Raw genomic sequence first — 13,132 nt, forward strand, 5'->3', positions numbered from 1 at the left:
CGGAGGACATCCGGTCGGCGCTTTCGCATGTGCGGCGGTGGTCAGGCCTGCGGAACCGCGGCGCTTTCCCGGGTGGGCGCCGGCGCGGCGTCGGTCTCCAGCAGCTCGCGCTTGACGGCGGCCAGGCTGGGGTTGGCCCAGGCGCTGCGCACGCCCCAGGCGTAGAAGGCCAGCGCGATCACCGCGACGACGATCAGGTCCCAGCCCTCGGGCAGGTAGCCCCGGCCGCCGAAGTCGGCGGAGCCCGCCCAGGAGACGCCGGCCATCACGAAGAGGTAGGCGATCATCCAGGCACCGGCCTTGAGGTGCGGCTTCAGCTCGGCGAACGGCTTGCGCAGCTCGTAGAAGGCCCAGATCGGCAGGCCGGCGGCCATCAGCAGGATGACCTTGCCGGTGAGCGGCCAGCGGGCCCAGTACAGCACCAGCGAGCCGAAGACCATGGCGACCGGGGCGATCACCGGCATCGCGCGCAGCCGCACCGGGCGCGGCAGCTCCGGCGCCAGGCGGCGCAGCGCCATCACGGCGACCGGGCCGGTGATGTACGAGATCACGGTGGCCACCGAGACGATCTCGGCCAGCGAGCCCCAGCCGCGGAAGACCGCGAGGAAGCCGAAGGCGACGACCAGGTTGAGCACCAGCGCCGGGCGCGGGATGCCGGTCCTGCGGTCGACCTTGCCGAACACGGACGGCAGGTGGCCGTTCTCCTGGACGCCGTGGATCATCCGGGAGGTGGTGGCGGCGTAGATCATGCCGGTGCCGCTGGGGGAGACGAAGGCGTCCGCGTAGAGCAGCAGCGCGAGCCAGTTCAGGCCCCAGGCGATGGCCAGGTCGGCGAGCGGCGAGGTGTAGCCGAGGCCGCTCCAGCCGTTGGCCAGGTCGGCGGTCGGCACGGCGCCGAGGAAGGCGATCTGCAGCGCGACGTAGATCACCAGGGCGATCAGGATCGAGCCGATCACCGCCTTGGGCAGCGACTTGCCGGGGTCGCGGGCCTCGCCGGCCAGGTTGAGCGGGGACTGGAAGCCGTTGAACGCCCAGACGATGCCGGAGACGGCCACCGCCGTGAACACCGCGCTCCAGCCGTTCGGGGCGAAGCCGCCGTGGTCGGTGAAGTGCCTGGTGTCGAAGTGCGCGAACAGCAGGGCCCCGGCGGTGAGCGTGGGGACGACGACCTTGAACACGGTGATCGCGGTGTTGGTCTTGGCGAACAGCGTGATCGCGAACCAGTTCAGCGCGAAGTAGACCAGCAGCAGCACGCTGGCCAGCGCCACACCGCTGACGGACAGCTCCCGCCCGTCGTACAACCCCTTGGCCCAGTCGAAGTCCCAGGAGCTCATGTACTGCACCGAGGCGGTCGCCTCGCCGGGGATGACCGAGACGATGGCGATCCAGTTGGCCCAGGCCGCCAGGTACCCGGCGAGCGAGCCGTGCGAGTACTGCCCGTACCGGACCATGCCGCCGGCCTTGGGGAACATCGACCCCAGCTCGCTGTAGGTGAGCGCGATGGTCAGCGCGACGGCCGCCCCGATCACCCAGGCGACGATTGACGCCGGCCCGGCCAGCCGCGCGGCCCGCTCGGCCCCGAACAGCCAGCCCGATCCGATGATCGACCCCAGGCCCACGGCGGTGAGGCTGATCGTGCCGAGCGAGCGGCGGTAGTGCTGGTGTGATGCCGTCGTCGACTCGGGTTCACTCACCGTATCGGTCCTCTGTCTCGTCGTCTCGCCTGGTTTTCCGGACAAACGGAGACAGCCTAAGCGGCCAAAACGGGCGAAACCTCAGATGACCCTCAAATGCGACACAAAACACCCGATCGTTGTCATCTCGTGCTCGAACCATCACCCCCGGAAGGGTGGCCGGAACGGGGCGGGAAGAAGACGCGGAGGAGGCCGGAAAAAAGAAATTCCCCGTGGGGTCTCTTTCGAGTTCCCACGGGGAATCCATGGTGTCCGAGGGGGGACTTGAACCCCCACGCCCGATAAAGGGCACTAGCACCTCAAGCTAGCGCGTCTGCCATTCCGCCACCCGGACGGGGTGTGTGCTCCGGGGGATTTCCTGCTCGCCCCCTCGGCGACAGAGAGAACATTACCAGGGTTTCCGCGTGCTTCTCACCTGCGTTTCCCCGGTGGGGACGGCCGGGATGGTGGGGTTCCGTGGGACGGGTCGCCGGTGTGCGCGAAGCGGTGGTTCGACGGCGGTTAACGGTCGAGTTGCGGACGGCGAACAGTCGGGAACGGGCGGGGGCGGTCCGACACGGGCAACTTGTCGACGGTGCCCCGGCCCCGGGGGCGGCTCTCCTAGCCTCTGTGCACCGAGGGCGCCATGAGCGGAACGCCTGATTCCCGGGTCGCGGACGAAGGGCGGCTGGACGTGGAGCGGATCAGCGAGGAAGAGGCGGCACGGGGCGGCCCGGTCGAGGGGGTGTGGCGGTTCACCGTGCCGGCCGAGCAGGCCTCGGTGCCGCGCACCCGGCACGCGGTGCGCGACCGGCTGCTGGCCCAGGGGCTGGCGGAGAACCGCTACCAGGAGCTGGTGGACGACCTGCTGCTGATCGTCTCGGAGCTGGTGGGCAACGCGGTGACGCACGCCGCCGAACTGTCGCCGGAGGTGACCACCGAGCTGGCGGTGCGGGGCGGCTGGGTGCGGGTCTCCGTCGAGGACGGCGACCCGTACCGGCCGAAGGCGCTGGTGGCCGACACCGGGCGGACCGGCGGGCGCGGGCTGCTGCTGGTGAAGAGCGTCACGCTGCAGGCCGGCGGGGTCTGCGACGTGGAGAAGGCGGGGGAGGGCGGCAAGGTGATCTGGGCCTCGCTGCCGCTCCCCCGGGGGGACCGCGGCTGACCGCCGCCGCGGTGGGCGGGCCGGACTACCAGGAGTTCCCGGCGATCTCGCGGATGCCGGGCAGGGCGGCTTCGAACACGGTCCGGAACCACACCGAGAACGGCCGCTCCGCCTCCAGCGCGCGCAGTTCCTCGGCGGTCACGAACGCGTGGTCGTCCACCTCGTCCGGGTTCGCCCGCACCGGCTCGGTGACCAGGCCCACGAACAGGTGGTTCCACTCGCGCTCGATCAGCCCGGACGCCTCGTCCGGCAGGTCGTAGCGGACCGTGCCCGCCTCGCAGAGCAGCGCCGGGGCGACGCCCAGCTCCTCCGCGGTCCGCCGGGCGGCGGCCACGAACGGCGGCTCGTCGGGGTAGGGGTGGCCGCAGCAGGTGTTCGACCAGACCCCGGGGGAGTGGTACTTGCCGAGCGCCCGGCGCTGGAGCAGCATCCGGCCCTGCCGGTCGAAGAGGAAGACCGAGAACGCCCGGTGCAGCCGGCCGGGCTGCTGGTGGGCCCAGAGCTTCTCCGCCGTGCCGATCGTCACGCCCTCGTCGTCGACCAGCTCCAGCAGGATCTCCTCCGACGGGCCGGAGGAGAACGCGCCGGTGTCCACGTCCGCCTCGACGTCGAGGCCGGTGTCCAGCCCGGTGTCGAGCCCGGCGCCCGGACCGGCGCCGGCACCGGGGCCGGCCTCCGGGTCGAGGTGGGTCGGGTGGTCGGTCGGCAGGCTCTGGGGCATGAGGCCTCTTTCGGCAGCTTCGGGAGCACTCGGGGAGCACGGGGGGCGACCACGGCTCGCACCGGTGGCGTCGCGCCCCAGTCTGCCGTACGGGTGGCACCGCGCAGGGGTCCCACGCACAACCCGTCGGCGCGGGGGCGTCGGGCGGCCGGGGAGGGGTCCGCGCTAGCAGAGGTGTTCGGAATGTGTTCGATCCGTGTTCGACCATCCGGCCGCGTTCGGGCCGATGGTCATGGTCGCCTACCATCACATAGGACACCGCGGCCGCATCTCGGCGGCCCGGCGCGCCACCGCCGGTCACCCGGAGACTCCCGGCGGCCGCGCGCGGCCGCGCACCGCACGACGGATCAGGAGACCCCGCATGATCGGCCTCGTTCTGGCAGCCGGCGCCGGCCGCCGGCTGCGCCCGTACACCGACACCCTGCCCAAGGCGCTGGTGCCGGTCGACGGGGAGCGGACCGTGCTGGACCTCACCCTCGGCAACTTCGCCGAGGTCGGCCTGCGCGAGGCGGCGATCGTCGTCGGCTACCGCAAGGAGGCGGTGGAGGAGCGCAAGGACGCCCTGGAGCGCAAGTACGGCGTCAGGCTCACCCTGGTCGAGAACGACAAGGCCGAGGAGTGGAACAACGCCTACTCCCTCTGGTGCGCCCGCGACCTCTTCACCGAGGGCCTGCTGCTCGCCAACGGCGACACCGTCCACCCGGTCTCGGTCCAGCGCACCATGCTGGAGGCCAACGCCCGGCTGGCCGCCGAGGGCCGCGAGCCCGGCATCCTGCTCGCCCTCGACACGGTGAAGCGACTCGCCGACGAGGAGATGAAGGTGGTCGTCCACCCGACCGCCGGCATGCGCCGCATCACCAAGCTGATGGACCCGGCCGAGGCCACCGGCGAGTACATCGGCGTCACCGTGATCAACCCGTCCGCCGCCGCCGACCTCGCCGACGCGCTGCGCGCCACCTACGAGCGCGACCCGCAGCTGTACTACGAGGACGGCTACCAGGAGATGGTCGACCGCGGTCTGCGGATCGACGTCCAGCCGATCGGCGAGGTCTCCTGGGTCGAGGTCGACAACCACGACGACCTGGCGAAGGCGCGGGAGATCGCGTGCCAGTACTGACCCGGCTGGTGCCGTCACCGGTCTTCGTGGAGATCCGCCCGGGCGCGCTGGACGCGCTCGGCGGCATCCTCGCCGACCAGCGGGTGTCCGCCTCGGGCCGGATCGCGGTGGCGATCAGCAACGGCTCGGGCTCGGTGCTGCGCGCCCGGCTGGAGCCGGCGCTGCCCGGCGCCGACTGGTACAGCGTCGAGGACGGCAGTCTCGACAGCGCGGTCCGGCTGGCGGACGAGATCCGCGGCGGGGTGCGCGGCGGCCACTACGACACCGTCGTCGCGCTGGGCGGCGGCAAGATCATCGACGTCGCCAAGTACGCCGCCGCCAGGATCGGCCTGCCGCTGGTCTCGGTCCCGACCAACCTGGCGCACGACGGCATCTGCTCGCCCGTCTCCACCCTGGACAACGTCGGCGGGCGCGGCTCCTACGGGGTGCCCAGCCCGATCGGCATCGTGATCGACCTGGACGTGATCCTGGGCGCCCCGCCGCGCTTCGTCGCGGCCGGCATCGGCGACATCGTCTCCAACATCTCGGCCTGCGCCGACTGGGAGCTGTCGCACGCCGAGACCGGCGAACCGGTGGACGGCCTGGCCGTCGCGATGGCCCGCTCGGCCGGCGAGAACCTGCTGCGCCACCCGGGGAACCTCCAGGACCGGGGCTTCCTGACGGCCCTCGCGGAGGCACTGGTACTGTCCGGCATCGCGATGAACATCGCGGGCAGCACCCGGCCCTCGTCGGGCGCCTGCCACGAGATCTCGCATGCCCTGGACGTGCTGTATCCCAAGCGGTCCGCCCAGCACGGCGAACAGGTCGGCCTCGGCGCCGCCTTCGCCAGCTTCCTGCGGGGCGAGCGCGAGCTGACCGGCCTGATCGTGGAGCGCCTGGCGCACCACGGGCTGCCGGTGACCGCCGCTCAGATCGGCTTCACCGAGGCGGAGTTCACCGAGGCGGTGCACTACGCTCCGAACACCCGGCCGGGCCGTTTCACCATCCTTGAGCACCTCGACCTCTCCCCCTCCGCAATCAGGGACGCGTACGCCGACTATGTCCAAGCCGTCAACAGCTGACCGCCCCGCCGCGGGGGCCGCGCCGCCGCCGGTGGACCTGACCCGCCGGCCCTCGATCGAGGAACTGCGCGCGGTGATCCACCCGGAGGGCATGCTCCAGCGCCGCAGCGCCGAGCACTGGGCCGGCCGGCTCTACATGCGGCGGATCTCCCTGCGGATCACCCGGGTGCTGTCCACCGTGACGGCGATCACGCCCAACGGCCTGACGTACCTGATGATGCTCACCGGTGTCCTGGCCGGCGCCGCGCTGGTCGTCCCGGGCATCGCGGGCGCCGTGCTGGCGGCCCTGCTGATCCAGCTGTACCTGCTGCTGGACTGCGTGGACGGCGAGGTGGCCCGCTGGCGCCGGCAGACCTCGCTCACCGGCGTCTACCTGGACCGGGTCGGCCACTACGTGTCCGAGGCGGCCCTGCTGACCGGCCTCGGCCTGCGCGCCACCGACCTGTTCCACCGCGAGGGCGCCGCCGCGCACTGGGAGTGGGCCTTCCTCGGCACCCTGGCCGCGCTGGGCGCGATCCTGATCAAGTCGGAGACCGACCTGGTCGACGTCGCCCGCGCCCGCAGCGGCCTGACGGCGGTCGAGGACAGCGCCTCGGTGCCGCGCTCGGCCGGCGTCGCCAAGGCCCGCCGGGCCGCCTCGTTCCTCAAGTTCCACCGGCTGGTCGGCGCGGTCGAGGCCTCGCTGCTCATCCTGGCCGCGGGCGTCGCCGACCTGCTCCACGGAGGCCTGTTCCTCACCCGGATCGCCGTCGTCGTGCTGGCCGCGATCGCCATGCTGCAGACCGTGCTGCACCTGCTGAGCATCGTCCTGTCGAGCAGGCTCAGGTGAGCCGGGTGAAGGGGAACGGCGTGCAGGGGACCGAGACGACGGAGAGCACCGTGCAGAGCAGCCCGACCGGAGCCGACGCCTTCCGGCTCGGCGCGGTGATCATCACCATGGGCAACCGCCCGGCCGAGCTGACCGCGCTGATCGAGTCGGTCCGCGCCCAGCAGGGCCCGCCCGTGGAGCTGGCCGTGGTCGCCCAGGGCGTCCCGATGCCCCCGCTCCCGGAGGGCGTGCGCACCGTCGAGCTGCCCGAGAACCTCGGCATCCCCGGCGGGCGCAACGTCGGCATCGAGCTGTTCGGCCCCAACGGCCGGGACGTCGACGCGGTGCTGTTCCTGGACGACGACGGCCGGCTGCCCGGCACCGACGCGGCCCGCCTGCTGCGCGAGGCCTTCACCGCCGACCCGGAGCTCGGCATCGTGAGCTTCCGGATCGCCGACCCGGACACCGGCGCCACCCAGCGCCGGCACGTGCCCCGGCTGCGCGCCAGCGACCCGCTGCGCTCCTCCCGGGTGACCACCTTCCTGGGCGGGGCGAGCGCGGTGCGCTGCGCGGTGTTCGAGAACGCCGGCCAGCTGCCCGCCGAGTTCTTCTACGCGCACGAGGAGACCGACCTCGCCTGGCGCGCGCTGGACGCCGGCTGGGCCATCGACTACCGGGCCGACGTGGTGCTCCACCACCCCACCACCTCGCCCGCGCGGCACGCCACGTACTTCCACAACGTGGCCCGGAACAGGGTTTGGCTCGCGAGGCGGAACCTTCCGGCCCTGTTGACGCCTCTATACCTGGGAACCTGGTTCCTGCTCACGCTGGCCCGCCGACCCTCCCCCGAGGCGTTCAAGGCCTGGCTGGGCGGGTTCAAGGCGGGCTGGCGCGAACCCTGCGGTGCGCGGCGGCCCATGCGATGGCGTACCGTGTGGCGCCTGACCAGGCTGGGCCGACCGCCGGTCATCTGATCGTTCGACGACCGTGCGGTAGGACGGTCGTCATGGCCGGTGACCACACACCGGCCGCACTCCCCCCGATATCCGAGTGGATCCCCAGCGGCGCAAGGCCGGCGGACCCCGCCGAGCGGCCAGGCGCCGAGGATCCCGCGCGAAGGACGAATGTGTCGACAGTGAGTGAACCCGTCAGCCTCTCAGCCCCGAGGGGGGCGGACGCGGGCCTGACCCCGAAGCAGCTTGCGGACAAGTACGGCCTGACGGTGAGCGGCAGACGGCCCGGCCTGTTCGCCTACAGCAAGCAGCTCTGGGCCCGCCGCCACTTCATCTGGGCCTTCGCCACGGCGCGCCTGGTCGCCCAGTACACCGACGCCAAGCTCGGCCAGATCTGGCAGGTCGTGACGCCGCTGCTGAACTGCGCGGTGTTCTACCTGGTCTTCGGCGAGATCCTGGCCAACAAGGACGACAACCCGTACTACGTCGCCTGGCTCTGCATCGGCGTCTTCATCTTCCAGTTCACCCAGAACGCCGTGCAGTCCGGCACCCGGGCGATCGCGGACAACCTCGGGCTGATCCGGGCGCTGCACTTCCCGCGCGCCTCGCTGCCGATCGCTTTCACCGTGATCCAGCTCCAGCAGCTGCTGATCTCGATGGTCGTGCTGTTCGCCGTGGTGCTGCTGAACGGCATCGAGCCCGGCCGGACCTGGATCCTGGTGGTCCCCGCGCTGGTGCTGCAGTCGATGTTCAACACCGGCGTCGCCCTGATCTTCGCCCGGATCGGCGCCAAGACCAGCGACATCTCCCAGCTGATCCCGTTCGCGATGCGCGCCTGGCTGTTTCTGTCCGGTGTCATGTACAGCATCACCGACAAGATCAAGGAGTGGCCGGAGTTCTGGCAGAAGGTGATGGAGCTCAACCCGGCCTCGGTCTACATCGACCTGGTCCGCCACGCGCTCGCGCCCATCATCTACAACAAGCACCAACAGCAGTTCCTGGAGTTCCCGCCGCACCAGTGGAAGTACGGGATCGCCTGGGGTGTTGGCATGCTGGTCATCGGATACGTCTTCTTCTGGAAGGCTGAGGAGGAGTACGGCCGTGGCTGACACCGACGTGCGAGGGACCGACCTGACCAAGGGCCTGAAGGACGCCGTTCCGCGCCGCAAGGTGTTCGACGCGGACGTGGCCCGCGAGCCCACCGTCGTCGTGGACGACGTGCACATCGTCTACCGGGTGCACGGCGCCGGCTCCGGCAAGGGCAGCGCCACCTCGGCGCTCAGCCGGATCATCAGCCGCAAGCGCGGGTCCGGCGTGCGCGAGGTGCACGCGGTGAAGGGCGTCAGCTTCACCGCGTACAAGGGCGAGGCGATCGGCCTGATCGGCTCCAACGGCTCCGGCAAGTCCACCATGCTGGCGGCCATCGCCGGCCTGCTGCCGACCGAGAAGGGCGGCATCTACACCAACGGCCAGCCCTCGCTGCTCGGCGTCAACGCCGCGCTGATGAACGAGCTGACCGGTGAGCGCAACGTCGTCCTCGGCTGCCTCGCCATGGGCATGTCGCCGGCCGACGTGCGCCGCCGCTACCAGGACATCGTCGACTTCTCGGGCATCAACGAGAAGGGCGACTTCATCTCGCTGCCGATGCGCACCTACTCCTCCGGGATGGGCGCCCGTCTGCGCTTCGCGATCGCGGCGGCCAAGACCCACGACGTGCTGCTCATCGACGAGGCGCTGGCCACCGGCGACCAGGCCTTCCAGAAGCGCAGCAAGAAGCGGATCACGGAGCTGCGCGAGCAGGCCGGTACGGTCTTCCTGGTCAGCCACGACAACGCGTCGATCCGCGAGACCTGCGAGCGGACCATCTGGATCGAGGCCGGCGAGCTCGTCATGGACGGGCCGACCGAGGAGGTCGTCCGCCGCTACGAGCGCGGCGAGCGCCCGTAGCGCCCGACGGGTACGGCGGGGCCGGTTTCCGGAGGACGTCCGGGACCGGCCCCGCCGTCGTTCGCGCGCCCCCGGCCCGCCCCGCCGTGCCCCGGGTGGCCCGCCGCCGCCCGGGTGAGCGCCCCGTGCGCCGGGCGAGGCGCTCTTCTCCGGCGCGGCCGTTGGTGTCAGGCTGTAAGCGCGGGGGTGGTGTGCCGGACGTGACTCCCGTGATCGGACGCGTGTCCGACTCGGGCCGATCTCCGGAGCGGTGTAGAACGGGGGAGTGACAGCAGTGTCGGCTTCGGCCCAGCCCAACAGTGAACCGCCGTCCCCGGAGGGAGCCGCGGGAGCGGCGACCCTGGCCAAGGCGGACGCGGAGAACTTCCCGGTCGCCCCGTTCTTCCTGCCCGCCGCGTGGCGCGACGACCTGATGGCGGTCTACGGCTTCGCCCGGCTGGTCGACGACGCCGGTGACGGCGACCTCGCCGACCCGGCCGGCACCGCCGCGCTGCTCGGCGCGCCCGCCCCGCCCCCGGCGCCCGGCGCCGTCCCCGGGGGACCGCACCGGCCCGGCCCCGAGGAGACCGCCTTCCGGCTCGCCCTGCTGGACGGCCTGGAGCGCGACCTCGACCGCGTCTTCGAGACCGCCCTCGCCCCGTCCACGGCCGCCGGGGCCCCCCGCCACCCGCTGCTGCGCCCGCTGGTCCCGCTGGTCGACCGGCACGGCCTCACCCCGGAGCCGTTCCGCCGGCTGATCCAGGCCAACCGGGTCGACCAGACCACCGCCCGCTACGCCCGCTACGAGGACCTGGTCGAGTACTGCACGCTCTCCGCCGACCCGGTCGGCCGCCTGGTGCTCGCCATCGCCGGCGTCGCCACCCCCGAGCGGATAGCGATGTCCGACGCGGTCTGCACCGCCCTGCAGATCGTCGAGCACCTCCAGGACGTCGCGGAGGACCTCGCCCGGGGCCGGATCTACCTGCCCGCCGAGGACCTGGAGCGGTTCGGCGTCACCGAGGAGGACCTCGCCGCGCCGAGCGCCGGCCCCGCGGTCCGCCGGCTGATCGCCTTCCAGACGGACCGTGCCCGCACCCTGCTCGACCGGGGCGCGCCATTGGTAGGTACGGTTCGGGGGAGGCTTCGACTGCTCCTGGCGGGATTCACCGCAGGTGGCTACGCGGCCCTGGCGGCCATCGAGGACGCCGGGTACGACGTGCTCGCCCAGCAGGCGAAGCCGGACAAGCGCCGCCTCGCAGCGAAGGCGGCGGCCATCTTCGCGAAGGGAAGGTGAACGCCCGAGTGGCGGCATCACCACTGGCGTCCGCGCCCGTCATGGCGGCGTACCGGTACTGCGAGGCAGTGACCGGGCTGCAGGCCCGCAACTTCAGCTACGGCATCAGGCTGCTGCCGGAGCCGAAGCGGCTGGCCATGTCGGCCCTGTACGCGCTCGCCCGCCGGGTGGACGACATCGGCGACGGCGACCTCCCGGACGACCGCAAGGCCGAGGCCCTGCTGCGAACCCGCGAGCTGCTGGACGAGATCCGGTCCGGCTCCGTCGCGGAGGACGACACCGATCCGATCAAGGTCGCGCTGGCGGACGCGGCCCGGCGGTTCCCGATCCCGCTCGGCGGCTTCGACGAGCTGATCGACGGGGTCGAGATGGACCTCAAGGGCGCCGAGTACCAGACGTACGAGGAGCTGAAGGTCTACTGCCGGTGCGTGGCCGGGGCGATCGGGCGGCTGTCCCTCGGCGTCTACGGCTGCCAGGACCCCGAGCGCGGGGCCCGGTACGCGGACACCCTGGGCCTGGCGCTCCAGCTCACCAACATCCTGCGCGACCTGCGCGAGGACGCCCTGAACGGCCGTACCTACCTGCCGGCCGAGGACCTCGTCCGGTTCGGCTGCCAGGAGGGCTTCGCGCAGTCCCGCCCGCCGGTCGGCGCCGACTTCACCGGGCTGATCTCCTTCGAGGCGGCCCGCGCCCAGGCGGCCTTCGAGGAGGGCCTGCGGCTGCTGCCGATGCTCGACCGCCGCAGCCGGGCCTGCACCGCCGCGATGGCGGGCATCTACCACCGGCTGCTCGGCCGGATCGCCGCCGACCCCGAGTCGGTGCTGCGCGGCCGGGTGTCGCTGCCGGGCTGGGAGAAGGCGTACGTGGCGCTTTCCGGGCTCGCCGGGGGGCGTTCTTGATTCTTGCCACAGTTCTGTCACGCTGTGTCAGCGGGGAATCACTTTTGGGTAGAGCCCTGTTGACGGCTGTGCCGGATCCGACCGCACTGGTCCCGGGTCCGACCGCATTGACCACGGGCGCTCCGGCCATGACCGGACCGGGCGCGGGACGCGAGGGGGAGAGCCGATGACCGGGCGAGCCGACGCCGCACGCCCGGCCGCCGTCGTGGTCGGCGGCGGCCTCGCGGGCGTCACCGCCGCACTGCGGCTGGCCGAGGCCGGCCACCGGGTCACCCTCGCCGAGGGCCGCCCCCGGCTGGGCGGCCTGGCCTTCTCCTTCCAACGGGGCGAGCTGACCGTCGACAACGGCCAGCACGTCTACCTGCGCTGCTGCACCGCCTACCGGGGCCTGCTGGAGAGGCTCGGCGCCAACGGGCTGGTGCACCTCCAGGACCGCCTGGAGGTGCCCGTGCTGGGCGTCTCCGGCCCCCCCGGCGCACCGGTGCGCACCCTCGGGCGGCTGGGGCGCGCCGCGCTGCCGGTGCCGCTGCACCTGGCCGGCAGCCTGGCCCGCTACCCGCACCTGGGCCCGGCCGACCGGGCCCGGGTGGTCCGCGGCGCCCTGGCGCTGCGCCGCCTCGACCTCGCCGATCCGGCGCTGGACGCGGTCTCCTTCGGCGACTGGCTGCGCGACCAGGGCCAGAACGCGCGCACCCTCGCCGCGCTGTGGGACCTGGTCGGCGTGGCCACCCTGAACGCCAGGGCCGACCAGGTGTCGCTGGCGCTCGCCGCCATGGTGTTCAAGACCGGGCTGCTCTCCGACCCGGGCGCCTCCGACATCGGCGCGGCCACCGTGCCGCTCGGCGCGATCCACCACGACCGGGCGCTCGCCGAGCTGGAGCGCGCCGGCGTGAAGGTGCTGCTGCGCGCCCGGGTGAGCGAGCTCAAGCCCGCCGACCCGCAGCACGCCGTCCGGCTGGAGGGCGTCGACGAGCCGCTCGCGGCCGACACCGTGGTGCTGGCCGGCGCCCAGGACAGCGCGGCGGCCCTGCTGCCGCCGGACGCCATCGCGGGCCAGGACCGGCTCGCCGGCTTCGGCACCGCGCCGATCCTCAACGTGCACGTGATCTACGACCGCGAGGTGCTGCGGCGGCCGTTCTTCGCGGCGCTCGGCTCGCCCGTCCAGTGGGTCTTCGACCGCACCGCGCACTCCGGCCTGGCCGGCACCGCGCTCGGCGCGGCCCACCCGGGCGCCCAGTACCTGGCGCTGTCGCAGTCCGCCGTGCAGGACGAGATCGACCTGCCGGTCGCCGAGCTGCGCCGCCGCTACCTGCCGGAGCTGGCCCGGCTGCTGCCCGCCGCGGGCGGGGCCGAGGTGCTGGACTTCTTCGTCACCAGGGAGCGCACCGCCACCTTCGACCCGGCCCCGGGCACCGCGGTGCTGCGCCCCGGCCCGCGCACCGCCGTCCCCGGCCTGCTGCCGCCCGGCGCGTGGACGGCCACCGGCTGGCCCGCCACCATGGAAGGGGCCGTGCG

The 13,132-nt window shown here is 72.6% G+C and carries 12 protein-coding genes and 1 tRNA gene; 10 read left to right on the forward strand and 3 right to left on the reverse strand.

Going from position 1 to position 13,132, the window contains the following annotated elements; genetic code table 11:
* Window positions 1–41 precede the first annotated feature (41 nt).
* Together ABD308_RS19885 and ABD308_RS19890 are read right to left on the reverse strand one after the other, a co-directional pair.
* Window positions 42–1,694, reverse strand: coding sequence for an APC family permease (locus ABD308_RS19885; protein ID WP_344337142.1), 1,653 nt, complete (start codon window positions 1,692–1,694; stop codon window positions 42–44).
* Window positions 1,695–1,940: 246 nt separating this feature from the next.
* Window positions 1,941–2,028 (reverse strand) — tRNA-Leu (locus ABD308_RS19890).
* Between the two features lie 291 nt (window positions 2,029–2,319).
* On the opposite strand from ABD308_RS19890, the gene ABD308_RS19895 reads away from it, so the two are divergent.
* Entirely contained in the window at window positions 2,320–2,838 is a 519-nt protein-coding gene (locus ABD308_RS19895; protein WP_344337143.1) for an ATP-binding protein, read from the forward strand.
* A 25-nt stretch (window positions 2,839–2,863) separates the two neighbouring features.
* On the opposite strand, the gene idi is transcribed toward ABD308_RS19895, so the two are convergent.
* A complete protein-coding gene (gene idi, locus ABD308_RS19900; protein ID WP_344337144.1) occupies window positions 2,864–3,559 on the reverse strand; it encodes an isopentenyl-diphosphate Delta-isomerase in 696 nt (231 codons plus the stop codon).
* 361 nt (window positions 3,560–3,920) lie between these two features.
* On the opposite strand from idi, the gene ABD308_RS19905 reads away from it, so the two are divergent.
* From ABD308_RS19905 to hpnE, 9 genes are all read left to right on the forward strand, one after another.
* The gene (locus ABD308_RS19905; protein ID WP_344337145.1) at window positions 3,921–4,676 is read left to right on the forward strand and encodes a phosphocholine cytidylyltransferase family protein; all 756 of its coding nucleotides are present in this window, start codon (window positions 3,921–3,923) and stop codon (window positions 4,674–4,676) included.
* On the forward strand, window positions 4,664–5,737 hold the full coding sequence (locus ABD308_RS19910; protein ID WP_344337147.1) for an iron-containing alcohol dehydrogenase family protein: 1,074 nt from the start codon (window positions 4,664–4,666) through the stop codon (window positions 5,735–5,737). Before ABD308_RS19905 ends, ABD308_RS19910 begins: the two co-directional genes overlap by 13 nt.
* Before the next feature lie 91 nt (window positions 5,738–5,828).
* A complete protein-coding gene (locus ABD308_RS19915) occupies window positions 5,829–6,566 on the forward strand; it encodes a CDP-alcohol phosphatidyltransferase family protein (RefSeq protein ID WP_344337188.1) in 738 nt (245 codons plus the stop codon).
* A gap of 107 nt (window positions 6,567–6,673) precedes the next feature.
* Window positions 6,674–7,519 (forward strand): glycosyltransferase family 2 protein, encoded by an 846-nt coding sequence (locus ABD308_RS19920; protein WP_344337190.1) that lies wholly within the window; start codon window positions 6,674–6,676, stop codon window positions 7,517–7,519.
* A gap of 152 nt (window positions 7,520–7,671) precedes the next feature.
* On the forward strand, window positions 7,672–8,607 hold the full coding sequence (locus tag ABD308_RS19925) for an ABC transporter permease (protein ID WP_344337148.1): 936 nt from the start codon (window positions 7,672–7,674) through the stop codon (window positions 8,605–8,607).
* A gap of 34 nt (window positions 8,608–8,641) precedes the next feature.
* Entirely contained in the window at window positions 8,642–9,445 is an 804-nt protein-coding gene (locus ABD308_RS19930) for an ABC transporter ATP-binding protein (protein WP_425554807.1), read from the forward strand.
* Window positions 9,446–9,719: 274 nt separating this feature from the next.
* Entirely contained in the window at window positions 9,720–10,718 is a 999-nt protein-coding gene (hpnC, locus tag ABD308_RS19935; protein WP_344337150.1) for a squalene synthase HpnC, read from the forward strand.
* Between the two features lie 41 nt (window positions 10,719–10,759).
* The gene (gene hpnD, locus ABD308_RS19940; RefSeq protein ID WP_344337192.1) at window positions 10,760–11,617 is read left to right on the forward strand and encodes a presqualene diphosphate synthase HpnD; all 858 of its coding nucleotides are present in this window, start codon (window positions 10,760–10,762) and stop codon (window positions 11,615–11,617) included.
* 166 nt (window positions 11,618–11,783) lie between these two features.
* Window positions 11,784–13,132 (forward strand): hydroxysqualene dehydroxylase HpnE (gene hpnE, locus ABD308_RS19945; protein ID WP_344337151.1); only part of this gene is annotated, 1,349 nt, incomplete at its 3' end.

Origin of the sequence: Kitasatospora putterlickiae (assembly GCF_039527695.1) — a bacterium.
Classification (GTDB): domain Bacteria; phylum Actinomycetota; class Actinomycetes; order Streptomycetales; family Streptomycetaceae; genus Kitasatospora; species Kitasatospora putterlickiae.